Origin of the sequence: Pseudomonas sp. (assembly GCF_051660785.1) — a bacterium.
Lineage (GTDB): Bacteria > Pseudomonadota > Gammaproteobacteria > Pseudomonadales > Pseudomonadaceae > Aquipseudomonas.
In genome coordinates this window covers 1-20,355 of record NZ_JBOFQE010000105.1, presented here as the reverse complement: position 1 = coordinate 20,355, position 20,355 = coordinate 1, and the positions used below count along the sequence as shown (strand labels likewise).

General features: G+C 58.9%; 11 protein-coding genes. 5 read left to right on the top strand and 6 right to left on the bottom strand.

What is annotated here, in order from left to right:
• Positions 1-184: 184 nt before the first annotated feature.
• The 5 genes from aceE to msrA all read left to right on the top strand — a co-directional run bounded on the left by aceE (position 185) and on the right by msrA (position 10,184).
• The gene (gene aceE / locus ACRC4F_RS29465) at positions 185-2,830 is read left to right on the top strand and encodes a pyruvate dehydrogenase (acetyl-transferring), homodimeric type (RefSeq protein WP_438662458.1); all 2,646 of its coding nucleotides are present in this window, start codon (positions 185-187) and stop codon (positions 2,828-2,830) included.
• 11 nt (positions 2,831-2,841) lie between these two features.
• Positions 2,842-4,806 (top strand): dihydrolipoyllysine-residue acetyltransferase, encoded by a 1,965-nt coding sequence (gene aceF, locus ACRC4F_RS29460; RefSeq protein WP_438662457.1) that lies wholly within the window; start codon positions 2,842-2,844, stop codon positions 4,804-4,806.
• A 271-nt stretch (positions 4,807-5,077) separates the two neighbouring features.
• Positions 5,078-6,469, top strand: coding sequence for an alkaline phosphatase D family protein (locus tag ACRC4F_RS29455; protein WP_438662456.1), 1,392 nt, complete (start codon positions 5,078-5,080; stop codon positions 6,467-6,469).
• Between the two features lie 311 nt (positions 6,470-6,780).
• Positions 6,781-9,480: a sensor domain-containing phosphodiesterase gene (locus ACRC4F_RS29450; protein ID WP_438662455.1), complete on the top strand. Its 2,700-nt coding sequence runs from the start codon at positions 6,781-6,783 to the stop codon at positions 9,478-9,480.
• Positions 9,481-9,536: 56 nt separating this feature from the next.
• Positions 9,537-10,184 carry a peptide-methionine (S)-S-oxide reductase MsrA gene (gene msrA / locus ACRC4F_RS29445; protein ID WP_438662454.1) on the top strand — a complete coding sequence of 216 codons (648 nt, stop codon included), beginning with the start codon at positions 9,537-9,539 and terminating at the stop codon, positions 10,182-10,184.
• A gap of 127 nt (positions 10,185-10,311) precedes the next feature.
• On the opposite strand, the gene ACRC4F_RS29440 is transcribed toward msrA, so the two are convergent.
• The 6 genes from ACRC4F_RS29440 to ACRC4F_RS29415 form a co-directional block, all read right to left on the bottom strand.
• Positions 10,312-11,151, bottom strand: coding sequence for a 23S rRNA (adenine(2030)-N(6))-methyltransferase RlmJ (locus ACRC4F_RS29440; RefSeq protein ID WP_131058746.1), 840 nt, complete (start codon positions 11,149-11,151; stop codon positions 10,312-10,314).
• Positions 11,152-11,460: 309 nt separating this feature from the next.
• Positions 11,461-11,784: a hypothetical protein gene (locus tag ACRC4F_RS29435; RefSeq protein WP_438662453.1), complete on the bottom strand. Its 324-nt coding sequence runs from the start codon at positions 11,782-11,784 to the stop codon at positions 11,461-11,463.
• A 369-nt stretch (positions 11,785-12,153) separates the two neighbouring features.
• Positions 12,154-12,570: a hypothetical protein gene (locus ACRC4F_RS29430; RefSeq protein WP_438662452.1), complete on the bottom strand. Its 417-nt coding sequence runs from the start codon at positions 12,568-12,570 to the stop codon at positions 12,154-12,156.
• The gene (locus ACRC4F_RS29425) at positions 12,570-17,369 is read right to left on the bottom strand and encodes an RHS repeat-associated core domain-containing protein (RefSeq protein ID WP_438662451.1); all 4,800 of its coding nucleotides are present in this window, start codon (positions 17,367-17,369) and stop codon (positions 12,570-12,572) included. The genes ACRC4F_RS29430 and ACRC4F_RS29425 overlap by 1 nt, the downstream gene beginning before the upstream one ends.
• On the bottom strand, positions 17,369-18,106 hold the full coding sequence (locus ACRC4F_RS29420; RefSeq protein WP_438662450.1) for a DUF4123 domain-containing protein: 738 nt from the start codon (positions 18,104-18,106) through the stop codon (positions 17,369-17,371). The genes ACRC4F_RS29425 and ACRC4F_RS29420 overlap by 1 nt, the downstream gene beginning before the upstream one ends.
• Positions 18,096-20,114, bottom strand: a complete 2,019-nt coding sequence (locus ACRC4F_RS29415) for a type VI secretion system Vgr family protein (RefSeq protein ID WP_438662449.1) — start codon at positions 20,112-20,114, stop codon at positions 18,096-18,098. Before ACRC4F_RS29415 ends, ACRC4F_RS29420 begins: the two co-directional genes overlap by 11 nt.
• Positions 20,115-20,355 lie beyond the last annotated feature (241 nt).

Below are 20,355 nucleotides of genomic sequence, written 5' to 3'. Positions count from 1 at the left end.
CTCATCTGTAGTTTTACTACTCGTATATACATTCGGATAGCTGAAATGCCCGATGATTTGTAGTAAAACTACACGCCGCCGGAACCTACCACTCGGCAATCCAAGAATTTATATCGTCTGCCCACAAGGCCAGTCGCAAACTCAGGCAACCGATTCTGGAAGCCTTTCCGCCCTGGAGCAAGCCATGCAAGACCTCGATCCCGTCGAAACCCAGGAATGGCTGGACGCCCTGGAATCGGTTCTCGACAAAGAAGGCGAAGACCGCGCTCACTATCTGATGACCCGTATGGGCGAACTCGCAACCCGCAGCGGTTCGCAGTTGCCTTACGCCATCACCACGCCATACCGCAACACCATTCCCGTTACCCACGAAGCACGCATGCCTGGCGACCTGTTCATGGAACGCCGCATTCGCTCGTTGGTGCGCTGGAACGCGATGGCCATGGTGATGCGTACGAACCTGAAAGATTCGGACCTGGGCGGTCACATCTCCAGCTTCGCCTCCAGCGCCACCCTGTATGACATCGGCTTCAACTATTTCTTCCAGGCCCCGACCGACGAGCACGGCGGCGACCTGATCTACTTCCAGGGTCACACCTCGCCAGGCGTTTACGCCCGTGCGTTCATGGAAGGCCGCATCACCGAAGACCAGATGAACAACTTCCGCCAGGAAGTGGACGGTCAGGGCCTGTCGTCCTACCCGCACCCTTGGCTGATGCCTGATTTCTGGCAGTTCCCGACCGTATCCATGGGTCTGGGCCCGATCCAGGCGATCTACCAGGCACGTTTCATGAAGTACCTGGAAGCCCGTGGCTTCATCCCTGAAGGCAAGCAGAAAGTCTGGTGCTTCCTGGGCGACGGCGAGTGCGACGAACCGGAATCCCTGGGCGCCATCTCGCTGGCTGGCCGCGAGAAGCTCGACAACCTGATCTTCGTCATCAACTGCAACCTGCAGCGCCTCGACGGCCCGGTTCGCGGCAACGGCAAGATCATTCAGGAACTCGAAGGCGTGTTCCGCGGTGCTCAGTGGAACGTGACCAAAGTCATCTGGGGCCGTTTCTGGGACCCACTGCTGGCCAAAGACGTCGACGGCATCCTGCAACGTCGCATGGACGAAGTCATCGACGGCGAGTACCAGAACTACAAAGCCAAAGACGGCGCGTTCGTGCGTGAACACTTCTTCAACACGCCAGAACTCAAGGCAATGGTTGAAGACTTGTCCGACGACGAGATCTGGAAACTCAACCGTGGCGGCCACGACCCGTACAAGGTCTACGCGGCGTACCACGAAGCGGTCAACCACAAAGAACAACCGACCGTCATCCTGGCCAAGACCATCAAGGGTTATGGCACCGGTGCCGGCGAAGCGAAGAACACCGCGCACAACACCAAGAAAGTGGATGTTGAAAGCCTGAAGCTGTTCCGCGATCGTTTCGACATTCCAGTCAAAGACGAACAGCTGGAAAACCTGCCGTTCTTCAAGCCAGAGCCAAACAGCGCTGAAGCCCGCTACCTGAGCGAGCGCCGCACTGCATTGGGCGGTTTCGTGCCACAGCGCCGCGCGCAGAGCTTCAGCGTGCCGACGCCATCGCTGGATACCCTCAAGGCTATCCTCGACGGTTCGGGCGACCGTGAAATTTCCACCACCATGGCCTTCGTGCGGATCCTCGCGCAGCTGGTCAAGGACAAGGAAATCGGCCCGCGCATCGTCCCGATCATCCCGGACGAAGCCCGTACCTTCGGTATGGAAGGCATGTTCCGTCAACTGGGCATCTACTCCTCCGTCGGCCAGCTCTACGAGCCAGTCGATAAAGACCAGGTGATGTTCTACAAGGAAGACAAGAAGGGCCAGATCCTCGAAGAAGGCATCAACGAAGCGGGCGCCATGAGCTCCTTCATCGCTGCCGGTACTTCGTACTCCAGCCACAACCAGCCAATGCTGCCGTTCTACATCTTCTACTCGATGTTCGGCTTCCAGCGTATCGGCGACCTGGCCTGGGCTGCCGGCGACAGCCGTACCCGTGGCTTCCTGATCGGCGGCACTGCCGGCCGGACCACGCTGAACGGCGAAGGCCTGCAACACGAAGACGGTCACAGCCACATCCTGGCTGCCACCATCCCGAACTGCCGCACCTTTGATCCAACCTACGGCTACGAGCTGGCGGTGATCATCCAGGACGGCATGAAGAAGATGACCGAAGAGCAGCAGGACGTTTTCTACTACATCACCGTGATGAACGAGTCCTACCAGCAGCCAGCCATGCCGGCCGGTGTCGAGGAAGGCATCATCAAGGGCATGTACCTGCTCGAAGAAGACACCCGCGAAGCGGCGCACCACGTTCAGCTGATGGGCTCCGGCACCATCCTGCGTGAAGTCCGTGAAGCGGCGAAGATCCTGCGTGAACAGTTCAACGTCGGCGCCGACGTGTGGAGCGTTACCAGCTTCAACGAACTGCGTCGCGATGGCCTGGCCGTTGAGCGCACCAACCGTCTGCACCCGGGCCAGAAGCCTAAACTGAGTTACGTCGAAGAGTGCCTGAACGGCCGTCAAGGTCCGGTCATTGCGTCTACCGACTACATGAAACTGTTCGCAGAGCAAATTCGTCAGTGGGTACCGTCCAAGGAATTCAAAGTCCTGGGCACCGACGGTTTCGGCCGCAGTGACAGCCGCAAGAAGCTGCGTCACTTCTTCGAAGTCGATCGTCATTTCGTGGTGTTGGCAGCCCTGGAAGCATTGGCTGACCGTGGCGACATCGAACCTAAAGTGGTGGCCGAAGCCATCGCCAAGTTCGGTATCGACCCGGAAAAACGCAACCCACTGGACTGCTGAGGAGACACTCTGTGAGCGAACTCATTCGCGTACCTGACATCGGCAGCGGTGAAGGTGAAGTAATTGAACTGTTTGTGAAGGTCGGCGACCGTATCGAAGCCGACCAGAGCATCCTGACGCTTGAGTCGGACAAGGCGAGCATGGAAGTGCCTGCGCCGAAGGCCGGCATCATCAAGAGCCTGAAAGTGAAGCTGGGCGATCGCCTGAAAGAAGGCGACGAACTGCTGGAACTGGAAGTCGAAGGTGCCGCTGCTGCGGCCCCTGCGGCTGCCGCTGCGCCGGCTGCCAAAGCTGAAGAGAAACCGGCTGCTGCGCCTGCCGCTGCTGCTCCAGCACCAGCTGCCGCACCTGCTGCCGCTTCGGTTCAGCAAGTGCACGTGCCGGATATCGGCTCGGCGGGCAAGGCCCAGATCATCGAGATCCAGGTTAAGGTCGGCGACACCGTCGCGGCCGATCAGTCGCTGATCACCCTGGAATCCGACAAGGCCAGCATGGAAATCCCATCGCCTGCCGCTGGCGTGGTCAAGGCCATCAGCGTCAAGCTCAACGACGAAGTCGGCACCGGCGACCTGATTCTGGATCTGGAAGTAGCGGGTGCTGCGGCCCCTGCTGCGGCCGCGCCAGCTCAGGCTGCTGCGCCTGCTGCCGCTGCTCCGGCGCCAGCCGCCGCGGCACCTGCGGCACCGGTTGCCGACAGCGTTCAGGATATTCACGTCCCGGACATCGGTTCGTCGGGCAAGGCCAAGATCATCGAAGTGCTGGTCAAGGCGGGCGACACCGTCACCGCCGACCAGTCGCTGATCACCCTGGAATCCGACAAGGCGAGCATGGAAATTCCATCGCCTGCCGCCGGCGTGGTGGAAAGCGTTTCCATCAAGCTGGATGACGAAGTCGGTACCGGCGACCTGATCCTGAAGCTGAAAGTCAAAGGCGCTGCTCCGGCCGCTGCTCCAGCTCCAGCCGCTGCTGCACCGAGCGCTCCTGCTCCGGCCGCCGCGGCTCCTGCTGCTGCTCCGGCACCCGCCGCACCTGCTGCTGCACCAGCCAAGCCGGGCGCCAAGGTTCACGCTGGCCCGGCTGTACGCCAACTGGCCCGTGAATTCGGCGTCGAGCTGAACGCCGTCGGCGCCAGTGGCCCGCACGGTCGCATCCTGAAAGAAGACGTGCAGGTTTACGTCAAGGCCATGATGCAGAAGGCCAAGGAAGCACCGGCCGCTGCTGCAGGCGCAACCGGTGGCGCGGGTATCCCGCCGATTCCGGTCGTGGACTTCAGCCGCTTCGGTGAAACCGAAGAAGTGCCGATGACCCGCCTGATGCAAATCGGCGCGTCGAGCCTGCACCGCAGCTGGCTGAACATCCCGCACGTGACTCAGTTCGATTCGGCTGATATCACCGAGCTGGAAGCGTTCCGTATCGCTCAGAAAGCCGTTGCAGAGAAGGCTGGCGTCAAGCTGACCATCCTGCCGCTGCTGCTCAAATCCTGCGCGCACCTGCTCAAGGAACTGCCGGACTTCAACAGTTCGCTGGCACCAAGCGGCAAGGCGATCATCCGCAAGAAGTACGTGAACATCGGCTTCGCCGTCGACACGCCTGAAGGCCTGCTGGTACCGGTCATCAAGAACGTCGACCAGAAGAGCCTTCTGCAGCTTGCGGCTGAGGCGGCTGCGCTGGCTGCCAAAGCCCGCGACAAGAAGCTCACCGCTGACGACATGCAAGGCGCCTGCTTCACCATTTCCAGCCTCGGCCACATTGGCGGCACCGGCTTCACGCCGATCGTCAACGCGCCGGAAGTGGCGATCCTCGGTGTTTCCAAGGCAACCATCCAGCCAGTCTGGGACGGCAAAGCCTTCCAGCCGAAACTGATGCTGCCGCTGTCGCTGTCCTACGATCACCGTGTGATCAACGGCGCCGCTGCCGCACGCTTCACCCAGCGTCTGAGCAGCCTGCTGGCGGACATCCGCACCATCTTGCTGTAACACCGGCCGGCCCTCCTTCACCGGAGGGCCTGTCGCGCTGCACGTTTTCCGAGCGCCACGCTCGTACCTCAACCCCGCCAATTTGGCGGGGCTTTTTTTTGCCTTGAATAAAGCATCTTCCTACAGTCGTGGCTTACATTGCCCACAACCCAAGTCCACTTTCACTCGATATTTTTTACTGTTTAATAACTAGGCTTAGTTCGACATAGTTTTCTTGCAACCACTGAAAAATTTATCTGCTTAGTTAGCGTTATTTCGAATGGATTCGAATATGTTCAAACCGACTGTCGGCCCTATTGTTGGCCACTCTACAACTAACCACGTCCGTATTTTTCTGCGCGGCGAATTTCAAGAACACGCATTGGTATTTGCCGGTATTCGCTACCGGCGCGCGGGGGAAGAGCGGTGGTCCCGCGGCGTATTCAGCAACCTGTCTATCTTTCGCGACATGTCCGATGTGATTGCACTCGACAACCTCGCCACCGACACCGCGTACGAATACCAGGCGGGATGGTTCAGTCCCATGAGCCCGGTGCACACCGTCGAGACCGTCCAGGAACTGCCGCTGCAATGGCCACGGGAGATTTATCGTTTTCGCACACGGTCCAGCAAAGCCGGCATACCGCGTGCTTACATTGTCGGTTCATGCCGCTATCTGCGCCTGACCGCAGGTGTGGCCATTGCGCCCCAGGCCGGCGACCGGATTTTTGCCGCGATCAGAGAACTCGCACAGCAGGCCGAACCGCCCATCAGCGCGATGTTGATGACAGGTGATCAAATCTACGTGGACGACCTGAACGTTATTGCGCCCGACCGGGAATACAAGGAAATACTCGGCAAGTATCGTGCGGCTTTTGCTCAGCCGAATATCGCCGGATTAATGTCAAACCTGTCGACTTATATGATTCTCGACGACCATGAAATAGAAGACAACTGGCCCGCCAACGAGAGTAAGCATGATGCTTATTTATATAAGAACGCGATGGCCGCCTATGAGTTATATCAGGCCAGCCACAGTCCGGCGCATGCATTACTGGCCAATGGGCAACCCGGCAAAAAACTGGAGCATTACTGGTATCAGTTTGCCGAAGGCGATATTGAATGGTTTGTCACCGACAGCCGCACCCGTCGCAACTTATCAGCCGATGATCGACGCATCCTCGACGAAGAGCAGGAACAGGCGCTCTGCAAATGGCTGATCCACAGCCCGGCCAGGGTCAAGTTCGTGGTCACCAGCGTAATGTTCTATCCCGACCGCCAGGTTGGCGACGACGCCTGGAAAGCCTTCCCGGAACAACGCCTACGGCTGCTGGAGACGATTCGTACGCACCGCATCAAGAACGTCGTCTTCGTTTCAGGCGATGTCCACGGCTCCCTGACCAGCCAACTGACCCACAGCGAGGATCCCGACTTCGAAGTCCACACCATCGTGTCGTCACCCCTGTGCAACAGCAAATTGCTGCCGTATGCCAAGGCTTCCACGTTCATTCTTGATCAGCCGCTGGCGCAAACGGCTGCGGGGGACTATCGGCATGAACTGACCAGCCAAGTCGTCAGCGAAGACAACTTTGCCCACCTGATCGTTGATAGCGAGCAGATCCAGGTCAATTACCACGACCGGAACGGCAAACCACTGCAATCAATCAGCATTCCATTACGTTGAAGTCGCAATACTTGTGGCGAGGGAGCTTGCTCCCGCTTGAGGGCGCAGCACTCACAAAATCGGTACTGGTTGCCGGAAATTTGGGGCCGCTACGCAGCCCAGCGTGAGCAAGCTCACTCGCCACCGACCTCAAATAGATTACTTTCAGCCCATGAACTGGAGAAATCTTCGCTCCTGCCGACATATTCTTATAGCACTTGGCCTTCATGTCTCTTGTCAGTCAGTGTCGCAATGATGCAACCTTGCCGCAGGCAACAGTTAAGAGGGCGAGAGCCCGGCGCGATCAGCACATTCGAAGCGAGTTTCCCTCAATGAAAAGCCAACCCGATGCCGCCAGCCGTATGGTGGCCGAGGTAGTGACGCAATTGCCTGTGCCCTCGCGGCTCGGCATGCTGCGTTTCGAACGGCTGAATGAAGCTAGCTGGGCGCTACTGTTTCTCGATCCCAATTGCGAACGACAGTTTGGTCTGCCGGCCGTGGAGCTCTGTGCCCTGGTCGACTCACCCTACGCCAGCCTGATGGAGCCCGAAGCGCGCTATCAGCTGCATGACGCGATTCAGCAACAACTCAGCGATAGCCCGAATTACCTGATCCGCTACAACCTGCACACCGCCAAAGGCTCCCTGAGCCTGCTCGAACTCGGCGAAGCCTACCGCCAACACAATCGACACCTGCTGCGCGGCTACCTGATGGTCGTGGACGGCTTGTTCGACGGTGAACCGCTGCTGCCGTCGCTGGACCTCGAAACCCAGAACTCGCGCCTGCAAATCGCCCTCGAACTCAATCAACGCGCCCAGTTGGAACAACTGCAGCACCTGGACCGGGTGCGTGCGCAGCAAGACTTGATCCTGCTTTTGACCCGCCAGCGCTACAGCACCAACAATTCCCTGCTGGAAGCCGCCGAACTGATCACCCGCAGCGCCTGCGATATCTACGAAATCGACTGCGCCAGCCTGTGGAACCTGGAAGGCTCGCTGCTGGTGCCGATCTCGGCCTATCACCGCGCCTCCGGGGATTACCAACTGCCGGACCCGATTGACGTCAGCGGCTTCCCCGATTACCTCGACGCCTTGCACAGCAGCCGCGCTATCGACGCGCACAACGCCATGCGCGACCCACGTACCCGAGAAATGGCCGAGAGCCTGCGCCCACGCGATGTGAACGCGATGCTCGACGCCAGCATCCGTGTCGACGGCCAGGTGGTCGGTGTGCTGTGTCTGGAGCAAACCGGTGCGACCCGCGCCTGGCAGTCTGACGAAATCGCCTTCGCTGGCGAGCTGGCCGACCAGTTCGCCCAAGTCATCAACAATCACAACCGCCGTACCGCCACCAGCGCGCTGCACCTGTTCCAGCGTGCGGTCGAGCAAAGCGCCAACGCCTTTTTGCTGGTCAATTGCGATGGCGTGGTGGAATACGTCAACCCGAGCTTCACGGCGATCACCCAGTACAGCACTGAAGAAGTCCACGGCCAGCGGCTGTCGGAACTGCCGGCGCTGGAAAACCTCAGTGAGCTGCTGTTCGACGCGCCCTCGGCGCTGGCCAAGAGCAACAGCTGGCAGGGCGAGTTCAAGAGCCGCCGTAAAAACCTCGAACCCTACTGGGGCCAGTTGTCGATTTCCAAGGTCTACGGCGACAACCGTGAGCTGACGCATTACATCGGCATCTACGAAGACATCACCCAGACCAAACTCGCCCAGCAGCGCATCGAGCGTCTGGCCTACACCGACAACCTGACCAACCTCGGCAACCGCCCGGCGTTCATTCGCAACCTCGACGAACGCTTCGCCCGGGACAGCGACACGCCGATCAGCCTGTTGCTGGTGGACATCGACAACTTCAAGCGCATCAACGACAGCCTCGGCCACCAGACCGGCGACAAACTGCTGATCAGCCTGGCCCGGCGCCTGCGCAACAGCCTGAGCCCGAGCGGCAGCCTGGCGCGGTTCGCCAGTAATGAATTCGCCGTGTTGCTGGACAACACCGACCTCGCGATGGGCCAGCACGTCGCCAACCAATTGCTCGCGACCCTCGACAAGCCGATGTTCGTCGACAACCAGTTGATCAGCGTCACCGGCTCCGTGGGCCTGGCCTGCGCGCCGCTGCACGGGCGCGATCCACAGACCCTGATGCGCAACGCCGGCCTGGCGCTGCACAAGGCCAAGGCCAACGGCAAACACCAGGTCCAGGTGTTCACCGAAGCGCTGAACGCCGAGGCCAGCTACAAACTGTTTGTCGAGAACAACCTGCGCCGCGCCCTGACCCAGAACGAGCTGGACGTGTTCTACCAGCCCAAGCTGTGCCTGCGCAGCGGTCGCCTTTTGGGCATGGAAGCGCTGCTGCGCTGGAACCATCCGGAAAAAGGCATGATCCGCCCGGACCAGTTCATCAGCGTCGCCGAAGAAACCGGATTGATCATCCCCATCGGCAAATGGATCGCCCGCCAGGCCTGCCGCATGAGCAAAGACCTGACCGCTGCCGGCCTGGGCAATCTTCAAGTGGCGATCAATTTGTCGCCCAAGCAGTTCTCCGACCCGGACCTGGTGGCGTCCATCGCCAACATCCTCAAGGAAGAAGCGCTGCCGGGGAACCTGCTGGAGCTGGAGCTGACCGAAGGCCTGCTGCTGGAAGCCACCGAAGACACCCACTTGCAGCTCGACCAGCTCAAGCGCCTGGGCCTGACCCTGGCCATGGACGACTTCGGCACCGGCTACTCGTCGCTCAGTTACCTGAAGAAATTCCCGATCGACATCATCAAGATCGATCGAAGCTTCATCCACGAAATCCCGGACAACCAGGACGACATGGAAATCACCTCCGCGGTGATCGCCATGGCCCACAACCTGAAACTCAAGGTTGTGGCGGAAGGCATCGAGACGGCCGAGCAGCTGGCGTTCCTGCGTCGCCACCGCTGCGACGTCGGCCAGGGCTACCTGTTCGACCGGCCAATCCCCGGCGCCGAGCTGATCGAAAAGCTCAAGCGCTACCCGCGCGGCTCGCTCCCACAGGGATAATTAGGCACACTTGCGGTCTGTGTCTTTACATCCAAACCTGACTGAGAGGACTGATCATGGTCTTGCGCTCGGAAATCCTGGTGAACAAAAACGTGCTCCCTACCAAAGAACAAGCTCTGCCCGGCCGCGAAACCCCAATGACCGTGCCGGAAAAACACTTCGTCCACGACGCCCCGCTGCTGGGCCCGTTTGCGATGGACGTGGATTTCGCCATCTTCGGCCTGGGCTGCTTCTGGGGCGCGGAACGCCGGTTCTGGCAACGTGAAGGTGTCGTCAGCACGGCAGTGGGTTACGCCGGCGGCTTTACGCCCAACCCGACGTACGAAGAAGTCTGCTCCGGCCTGACCGGCCACAGCGAAGTGGTGCTGGTGGTCTACGAGCCGGCAAAAGTCAGCTACGAAGAACTGCTGAAAATGTTCTGGGAATTGCACAACCCGACGCAAGGCATGCGCCAGGGCAACGACATCGGCACGCAGTATCGCTCGGTGATCTACGCGACCAACCCGACGCAACTGGACGCGGCGAAGGCCAGCGAGAAAGTCTTCCAGGTTGAATTGACCAAGGCCGGGAAAGGCGAAATCACCACCGAAATCGACGAAGCGCCGACGTTCTTCTTCGCCGAGGCCTATCACCAGCAGTACCTGGCGAAGAACCCTGAAGGGTATTGCGGGATTGGCGGCACGGGCGTTACCTGCCCGATCTAACCCCGCACTGATCGTTCCCACGCTCTGCGTGGGAATGCCTCAATGGACGCTCTGCGTCCGCTTCGGAGGGACGCGGAGCGTCCCGAGCTGCATTCCCACGCGGTGCGTGGGAACGATCAATCAGCCATCAACTCTCAGCAATCAACCAATCCATCTGCCACCCACCCTGGGTCTGCCCAAGCTTCTTGGACAACCACGGCAGCAGCTCACGCAATTCCTCTTCCAGCCCCCACGGCGGATTCGCAATCGCCAACCCGGACCCGTTCAGACTGTTCGGCGTATCCAGCGGATGCACCAGCAACTCCACCCGCAACAACTTCGGCGCGCCCGAGCCCGCCAGATCCTGATAAAAGCGACGCAACATGCGCTGGTCCTTCACCGGATACCAGATCGCCGCCACAGTTTGGCGCATCCGGCCAATCGCCTCTTTCAGCGACGCCGCACACCGCTGCATCTCATCGAGCTGCTCAAACGGCGGATCAATCAACATCACCGCCCGCTTCTCCTGCACCGGCAACATCGCCCGCGGCACATGCCAGCCTTCGCCCAGATGCACCTTCACCCGACGGTCGCCGGCCATGTTGTCCTTGAGCAGCACGCCATCCTCAGGGTGCTTCTCGTTGAGCATCACCCGGTCCTGCGGCCGCGTCAGACGCCGCGCCAGCTCCGGCGAACCCGGGTAATAGCGCAACTGGCCATCCGGATTCATGTCGTGCAGCACCTTCATGTAATCGGCGGTCAGCGCCGGCAGATCCGGCTGATCCCACAACCGCGCAATGCCTTCCAGGTACTCACCGGTACGGCTCGCCTGATCACCCTGCAAGTCATACAGACCAATGCCGGCGTGAGTGTCGAGATAGGCAAACGGCTGCTCCTTACGCGACATCAGGGCGATGAGGCGGGTCAAAGTCAGGTGTTTGAACACATCGGCGTGATTGCCGGCATGGAAGGCGTGACGATAATTCATGATTGCTCCTGCGAAGGCCGGGAAGTTTACCTTGTACCGAGGCGAACGTCAGGGCCTCGCAGCCGAGCGGGCAAAGCCCCCCTCACCCTAACCCTCTCCCCAGGGGGCGAGGGGACTGATTTTGGCGATCTCTCGGCCTCCATCGACCTGAACGATCAAAGTGAACTCAAGCTTGGCCAAACCAAGTTCATCTTGCAGTCGCAGGTCGCAGCACATTCCCCAAACACCTCGGTCAGTCCCCTCGCCCCTCGGGGCGGTCCGACGTTTCGGGAGGGCCAGGGTGAGGGGGATGGATCTCAAGCCTTACACCTACTCCAAAGGCCGAGCCCTCAACCGTCGCCCAAGAACATCCAGCACATCACAACCATCCCGCAACGGAATGGCACACAGCAAAGCAAAATCACTAAGAATGAACGACTCACACTCGACCGAACCGCGCATCGACAGGTTCTCAAGCACCTGCGTCACGGCGCGAATTCGATAGCTGGCAGCGTCATATAAAACATCGAGTGGTGCGTGAGTATCGACGAACAGCGTGGGCATGTCGGTGCAGTTGCCGGTGAGGGCCATGAAGCGGTTGTCGGGGTGGGGGATTGGTTTTTCGTAGGGTGGATCGGGGTGAAGGGTTTTCATTTTTTAGACCTTGGTGATTGGGTTAAAAGCTACCAACGGCCTTTCCTACGGGCTTGGGTGGCAGCCATACGCGGGAGTAGGAAACTGAGCAACTCACCAAACTCAGCCACGCCGTAGCGTGCCCCGCGCACAGCCGCCGCGTACGATGTTACGGACACAAGTTAAGTGCCGCAATCAAACGACAGCGCTGATGCACGGTGAGTTGTCCAGGGTTCCTACACCCTGCCACTGCATTTGCAGCGACAGCCAAAGACTATCCATGGATCTCACTTCGCACCAGTTCATGGAAACCGATACGGTTTGAAGGAAACTTCCGACGACCTTGCCCAGAAATTTCGCTGCCAGCGATAATCGGGACATCAGCCTCCCTCACCAAGTGGCTCGGTCTTCCAAGCTCGCTTTGAGCAGATCGTCTTTCCAAACATCTTGCGCCAGCGCATAGACATGCTGAAGAAAACTACGAGGATTTTCTAATTCGTACCACTCGCCGCGAGGCCAGCTCGCAGCCTCATCCTCGTCAATATCGAACAAAACCTGAAAATCATAGCTTTCATCATTCAGCTTATTTGCCAGAGACTCTACCAAAACGAACTTATGCCGATAGGTTAAATACCCTAGATTCAAGCTGTACTTTCTGATCAGCTCAGCTCTATCGTCTTTGTTGTTAGGATCATAGACTTCAAGCTCTGCACCTAGAGTTTCTTCACGATCGTAAACACCAAAGACCCCGATAAACCACATTAAATCCGGCCGAAACTCTTCATCTAAAAACGGATCTCGCAACATCATTTTTTCTCCGAAGGAAAACCTGTATAGGGCCGAGTCATATTGTCTTTATCAAATTTAATCTCAAACCAATTCAAGTTTTCATTTAACCTAGGATCATTGATATCTTTTTTGTTTGGCCTATATCCTCGCCCAGCTCCAGGAAGTTCCATCCTTACAATCGGATCTTTGTTGTGGTCTATACCCGTATGGGGGCTCAACCCCAACCTTTCCCTAGTCATTGCTTTATTCAAAGCGTTGAAATGAACCCTCCAGTTACCAAACTGAGAGCTTAAATTCCCTTTTGCACCTTTCGGAATTCTCCCCGTATGAGGATCCGCCCCGTTAATGGCTCGCTGCTTTAGTGCGGCATCAGGTATTTCTGAGCTGTGCTTTTTGACGGTGTGCATATCGTATTTTTTCTCCATCGCGATAACCCGCCCCTTAGCATTCGCCTCAGCCAGTTCATCTATCCGCGCCCGCCGCTGCTCACCCGTCAGCCTCGGCAGCTTCGCCTCACCCTCATCAACCCTAACGCCAGTCGTATCATCCGGCGCCTCACACCCAGCCTTACCCGACTGCGGACAATTGCCGCTCAACCCCAACGGATCAACCCACCCCGTCGGATTCGGCGTGTACTGGTACTGGTTCAGCCCACCCGCCAATTTCACCGGGTCCGGCGTCAGGTACCGTCCAACCTCCGGATCATAGTACCGATGCCGGTTGTAGTGCAGACCACTCTCCACATCAAAGTACTGCCCCTGAAACCGCAACGGCTGATGAAGCTCCTCGCCCCCGGCCAACGTCTGGTGCGTGACTTTGCCGTAGGCGTTGTACTTCGCCGACCAAACAATCTCGCCACCAAAATCGGTCAGTTCCTGTGGTGTGCCGAGGTGGTCGAGTTGGTAGTAGAACGGGCAGGCCTTGCGCGGGCCTTTGCCGTCGAGCATGGCGAGGGGGCGGAAGCCGCCGGGTTCGTAGACGTAGCTGCGGTAGTGTTCGCAGCTGCTTTCGCCGACGAGGTTGTCGCCTTGCCAGAAGAACTCGGTGGTGTTGCCGTCGACGGTTTTGGCGATGCGGCGGCCGAAGGCGTCGTAGCGATAACTTGAGCAACGTCCGTTTGGCATCGTGACGCCGACCAATCGGTGCTGGCAGTCGTAGCGGTATTCGGTGATGAGTTTTTGCGCGGTGCCGCGGCGTTCACGAACCAGATTGCCGAAGGCGTCGTAGTCGTAATGCCGGTCGCCCTGCATCAGCAGGCGATTACCTTTAACAGTCGCCAAACCAGGCCGATCCTGCATCAGCAGGTTGCCGGCGGGGTCGTGGGCGAAGGTTTCCGGTGGGTCGTCGCGGGTGTGGCGTACGCGGGTCAGGCGGTTGAGCGGGTCGTAGTAATAGCTGCGCTGGCCGTGGCGGCTGTCGGCAATGGTCGCGAGGTTGCCGTTGACCGCATAGCCGTAATGGCGCATGTACAGCGGTCGGGTTTGCTGGTTGATCGCGTGGGCCTGCAACCGGCCCTGTTCGTCGTAGTGGTAGTGGCTGGTGAGCTGGCCTTGCTGGCGTTGTTGTTCGCGACCGAAGGCAAACTCGTGAGTGGTGAGCCGCGCGCCGTTGAGGTCAATGGCGGTCAGCGCGCCGCCCTTGGCGTGGTGGTAATCGAGTTTGCTGCCGTCCGGCAGGCGCAGGCGATTGAGTTGGCCGCAGGCGTCGTAGCCATAGCGCAACGTGCCCCAACCCTGATGCTCGGTAATCAGTCGGTCTTGTTGGTCGTACTCGAATTCCAGTGGGTGGTCGTGGCCATCGTCGACGCCGATCAGTCGACCAAGGCTGTCGTAGCGGTATTCGACCTTGATGCCGTCGGGCAGCGTTTTGACCAGCAAGCGCCCTGCCGCGTCTCGTTCATAAGCGGTGACGAGTTGCGAGCCGTCATCGCCGAACTCGGTTTTCTCCAGGAGGTGGCCGCTGAGGTCATAAGCGTACGCGGTGCGCTGGCCGTCGAAGCCGGTTTCCTGTCGGATCAATCCGCCGGGTGTGTAGTCCAGACGATATTTTTCGCCGGATTCGTTTTCGATTTCCGTGAGCAACAGCTGCGCGTTGTCGTAGCGATACTTGAGCTGGGTGCCATCAGCATTGAGGCGGCGGCTAACCAGATGCAGATCGTCGACGTATTCGTAGCGCGTAACGCGGCCCAGTTCGTCGCGTTCGGCGGTGATCTTGCCGTAGGCGTTGTAGCTGTAACCGCGAACGGCTCCGGTCGGCAGCGTCGTCTGGATCAGTCGGCCAACGGCATCCCATTGCGACTTGGTGACCGCACCCTGTTCGTCCTGGCGGGTAATCTGCCGCCCCAGCGCGTCGTAGGAAAACCGCCTTACACCACCGTTCGGCAGCGTCTCTTCGACCAGTTGCCCCAAGCCATTCCAGACGAAAACATGCCGACTGCTATCCGGGTAACGGATCGACAACAGCTGACCTTTTTCGTCGTAGTGATAGTGGGTGACCTGACCGTCAGGATCGGTCGCTTCGGTGATGTCGCCCTGGGCATTGCGCTGATATTTCCAGACGGTTTTGCCGCGATAGCGCGCGTGCAGGAAACCGTTGCGATACTCGTAGGCCGTTGGCTCGCCTTCTGGCGGAATCAGCGCCACCAGCCGTCCAACTTCGTCGTAACGGTATTCAGTGACGGCGCCGAGCGGGTCCTGCTCGGCAATCAGCCGGCCTTCATCGTCGTAGGCCTTGAGCTGTTCACCGCCGTCCAGTTCGACCTTGCGCACCAGCCGCGCCCGCTCGTCGTGGACGTAAACCTCTTTGCTGCCGTCGAGGTTGTGGACGGTGACACTGCCGGCATCATCCCAGACGTAGCACGCATCCATCTGCGCAAACGACGCCCAATGGCGGACGCAGCGCGCCGCTTTGCCGGAACGTTCCCACGCCCAGAAGAAACTCGCCCCACCGGCCAGTTGTCGCTGGAGAATAACGTGCCGATCGTCGTAGTCGTAACGCTCGCTTTCGCCAGCGGCGTTGGTGGCTTCGATGAGTCGGGCGCGTTCGTCGTAACGGTAACCGACCAGTGTTTGCTCGGTCTTCCACGCTTCTTCGAGGGATTGGGCCGGTACGAAAACCTGATAGTCGACGGCAACCAGGTGGCTGCGTTCATAACGCAACAGCAAGGCGCGGCCGGCACCGTTGTCGAGGCGCTGGATGCGGTCCTGGCGGTCGCGAGTGATGCGCAGTCGGTTGTCGTAACCGTCGCTGATTGCTGTAAGAAAGCCGTTATGAAAGTGGTAGAACCGTGTCGCGTCGCCGGACTGGGCGAGGATCAATTCTTCGGGTTCATTGCCGAGGTAAATCGCGGCGCGCGAGAGGCTGTTGTGAATTGCCGGGCGTTCGCTGCTCGGAAGCGGAAAGGAGGTGCGACGGTTTTCATGGTCAATCCAGATGACCGTTTCACCGTCGATTTCCAGTCGATGGGATAACGAATGACTCCAGCCGAATCCGAGGCCGACATTGATCTCGGCGGCGCTGGTGCGGTAAAGCCGGGTGAAGTCGAACGGCAGGATGCCGTCCAGCGAACCGTCGGTAAGGGTCAGCAGTTCTTCGCCGGTGACCATCGATACCGGGCATTTGTTGGTGGCGGTTTTATCGACGGAATCGGCGGGGTCACCGTTGGGGTTTTTTGCCTGATTCGGGACGTTGACGTGGTGTTCGTTTTGTTTGAGTGTGGTGTTGCGTTTGGCATCCCAACGCAGTTGCATGCGACCTTTTTTCAGACCCGCCGCCACACCACGCGCAGCAACTTTTTTATAGCGATCAACGTAAGTAATGAAGCTGTTGATGATGTTGAAGATCGCTTTGACGAAGCCCACTACAGCATCGACGATCCGGGCGCCGTAGTTGGCAAGGCGCATACCCAAATAGGCAATGCCTGCACCTGCACCGGCAAAAGTCAGAACTACCCCGATCAGAATATCGATGAGCAGTTGCACCACCACGGTTGAAACCGCTTCGGCCGTTTTGCCGGCGATTTCGCTGGGTGGCAGCATCTCCAACCAGAGGCTGGCCGTGCGCAACAACAGACAGAGGGCCGCTTCATCACTGACTAGCAGCTGGACCTTTTCCATCGTTGCCGGGAATTTCTCCGCCAGCTCGGCCAGTTGGGCAGCACCGCTACCCAAGCGGTCAACGAACTTGCGGGGATCTTGGAGAATGTCCGAGAGCAGGCTGATGCTGTCCCACACACCAGTAATCGCAGCCCAACTTCCCGCGAGCATGCCGTTACCCGTGGCTGCAAAAGTCGATTGCGACCATTGCGGTTTGAACCCTGCCCACTCCTTGTGCAGCCAACCTTCAAGTTCTGAGGTCAGGCCATCGTAAGAGGAGAAAAGATCGTCAATTTGTGCCGGGGTCACTTCACTCTGGACATGAACACGGTAGAACTTGCCAGGCGCGCCTTTGAACTGTCCCTTACCGTTCTCATCGAGCGTGACAGGCTTGCTTTCACCGCCATCAACGGCAATCACATCAACCGAAATATTCCCCAGTGGAATGTCATAGACCGATTCAAACTTGCTCTCTATCTCCAGAATTCCATTTGCCGGACACTGCGCAACACTCGAGAGAAAATCATCGTCACCACTACTCACCGCCGTCGTGGTATTGCCAAGTTTTACCAGCCGCTCCATGTCCAACAGCGAAGGCATGTCCGCAGCCCGACTTACCTTGTCTGCATTGCGACTCAAGAAGCCACCAAGTTGCTGGCGATACAAACTCAGCGTGTCTTTAAAACCGTCGAGCTCCTGCTCAATCCGTACAATCTGATCCATCAGTTCAGCTCCGCCATCAGGTAATCCACCAAGGCTTGTTTCAGTGCTTGAGGCAGGTCCGGCGTCTGCAAAAAGATCGCGACCTTGTGGCGCAATACGTGCTCTGAAAGCGCCTCAAAAAGATCAGGACGGTCCTCGCTCAACCACTTCATCAAGTTGTTGATTCGAGTTGTCGTGGATTCGGCGGCGAGGTCTTCAAGCAGCGATTCGGTAACTTCCCACCACGGAAAAACCCTGGAGGTTTTCATTGCGCTGCCGCCGATATCGAGCGGCTGCCCATTGATCAAACAACGGTCAATCACCGGCATTAATTGCGTGGCACTAACGTCGGCAGACTGAAGAATCGGCAACAGATAACGGCCATCCCAGAAGCGGAAAAACACCGCATTACCGTTCGGCAAAAGCACTAGAGTGAGGCTGCGCAGATGCTCGACCAGCGCTTCTTGAGACGCAGAAGAAACCGCCAGCCAACCCCAATCACGGGACTCGGTCGTGGAAACCCACTCCAGAAACTCACTGCCAGCGGCGACGATTCCGACATAAGGCATTACCGGTTCCCACTCGGCATACGCGGTATCCGCCCAGATCGGGCTCGGCGCTTTTGCCGTAGTTGAGCGTTGCCAGGCGTTGAACGGCTGCGCAGCACTGGCGTTGCCGAAAATCGCAAACAACTGCTCGGCAGGTCTGAGCGGCTGGCGTCCCAGCCAGTCATTGGGCGACAAGCGATCAAGCTGCACAGACACCGTCCTTGCAGCGCTCGCATTCTTCGCAGAACGGCGCGTCGCTTTGCAGGCTCAGGATCTGTGCAGCGCTCAACAGGGCAGCCGGGGCGGCGACGAGTCTCAACGGTGTATTCGGCGACACGGGCGCAGCAGCCATCGCCGGCATCAGCGCGCCGCCGACCTGAATCGGCACACTGCTGAAAATCCCGCCTGGACCGATGTTGATCCACTGCCCGCCCGCCTGAATCGTCGCGCTGGCGCCACCGTCGATCACCACTTGCTGACCGGCGCTGACGTGGAATTGCTGACTGGCGTTGAGCGCCTGACTGGTCACGCGGATGTGCCGGTCGCCGACTACCAGCAAGTGATCGTCGAGCTTCACTTCGGTCTGACGCTGGCCGTGGGTGATGCGTTGTTCGTCAGCCTTCAACTCATGACGAGCCGTACCGGTGACGACGATGCTGCGCTGGTTATCGACCTGCACCTGTTGATCATTCAGCACGTGCTGAGTCCAGTTTCGCTGGGCGCGCAGGTAGATTTCCTCGGCGCCTTTGCGATCCTCGATGCGCAATTCGTTGTAACCGCCGCCCCCAGGACTGCTCTGGCTGCGGAAAATACTGCGGGTCTTGTCGGCGGGCAGGTCCAGCGGCACCGGTGTTGCGGCGTTGGGCAGGCAACCCATCACCAGCGGTTTGTCGGCATCGGCATCGATGAAACCCACCAGCACTTCCATGCCGACGCGCGGGATCAGCACACTGCCGTAATGGTCGTGGGCCCAGCCGGTGGAGACCCGCAACCAGCAACTGGAGTGTTCGTTGAGCTGACCGTCGCGGTCCCAGGCGAGCTGAACCTTGACCCGACCGTACTCGTCGCAATGGATCTCGCTGTCGACGGGACCGGTGACCACGGCAGGTTGGTAACCGAGCATGCGTGGCTTTTCCGGCCCCAACGGTGGGCGAAACGAAACGTCCCACGGTGTCGCCAGAAAAGTATTGCGGTAGCCCTGGAAATCATCCGGGTCGTCGCTGGTGGCCGACTCCTCCAGCACTTGCGGTTGTCGGCCACGGTGTTCGATTTCGGTGATCAGCCACAGATCGTTCCACGCCTGACGCGGGTGCTCGGCAAGGTGCAGGAAATGTCCGCTGACCAAGGCAGAATCGTCTCCACGCCCTTCGGCCTGACGGAAGTCCGCGCTGTGCCGTTCCAGCGCTCGATGCGTCAGTTGTTTGCCATGCTCGCGATCAGTGAATTGGCCAGGAAAGTGGTAGTCCTCCAGCACCGGGCGCTGTTCGCTATCGACACGGCTTTCAAGTTGCAGGCGCGGCTTCTGAAAGTCGTAATCGCGACGAGTGACCGCCGTGGTGCGGGTCTCCAGACGTACGTTGAATCGCTTGATGGCCGGCGCATCCGCCGCCATGCCACTGCCCGGCAGGTACAGCGTCGGCTCGAGCAGACGCGGGAACACCGTTTGATCATCGCCGAACACCAGCAGATGCCCGTCGGGGCTGTGCTGGAAGTGGTAATGAATGCCGATCTCGGCACACAGCCGCTGGATAAACGCGAGGTCGCTTTCGGCGTACTGCACGCAGTACTCGCGCGGTGCGTAGTCGCTGCCGAGTTGAAATTCGAATGCATCACGCTGAATGCCATGGTCCTTGAGGACCTGCGCGATGATCGCAGGCACGCTTTTGTGCTGGAAGATCCGCTGATTGATGCGCTGACCGAGGTAGGCCAGTCGCGGTACGAGACTGATCTGGTAGCCCGTCAGACGTTTCCCGGAGTCGCTTTGACCGACGCGAAAGATCTGACCGTGTATGCCGCAACCTTGCGCATCGAAACTCAGAAACGCCTGACGATGCAGCAGGCTTTCGAGCTCGATGTCCGGCCGTTCGCTGACCAGTTCCAGGTCAAATCGGTAGGGTTGGCTGATGGCTTCCGTGCCCGTGAACTCAAGCACCTTGAGCTCATTCTGGACGCCGTCGATCGTCAACGTGAAACGCGGTTGATTGGCAGGAGCGAACATCCGATGTGTCTCTGCAGAATGAAGGCGGGCGATTCTGCATGAGCGACAAGGGGTGTTGAGGGAGGGACAGGAAAATCAGATTTGCCCTACTTTTTTAAGGATTTTTCCTTCAAAAATAGGTGCGTTTGGCTACAGACATCTCCTTCAAAACCACCACCAAACCCTGTGGGAGCGAGCCTGCTCGCGATTGCGGTGTGTCAGTCGACATCAATGTTGAATCAACAACCGCAATCGCGAGCAG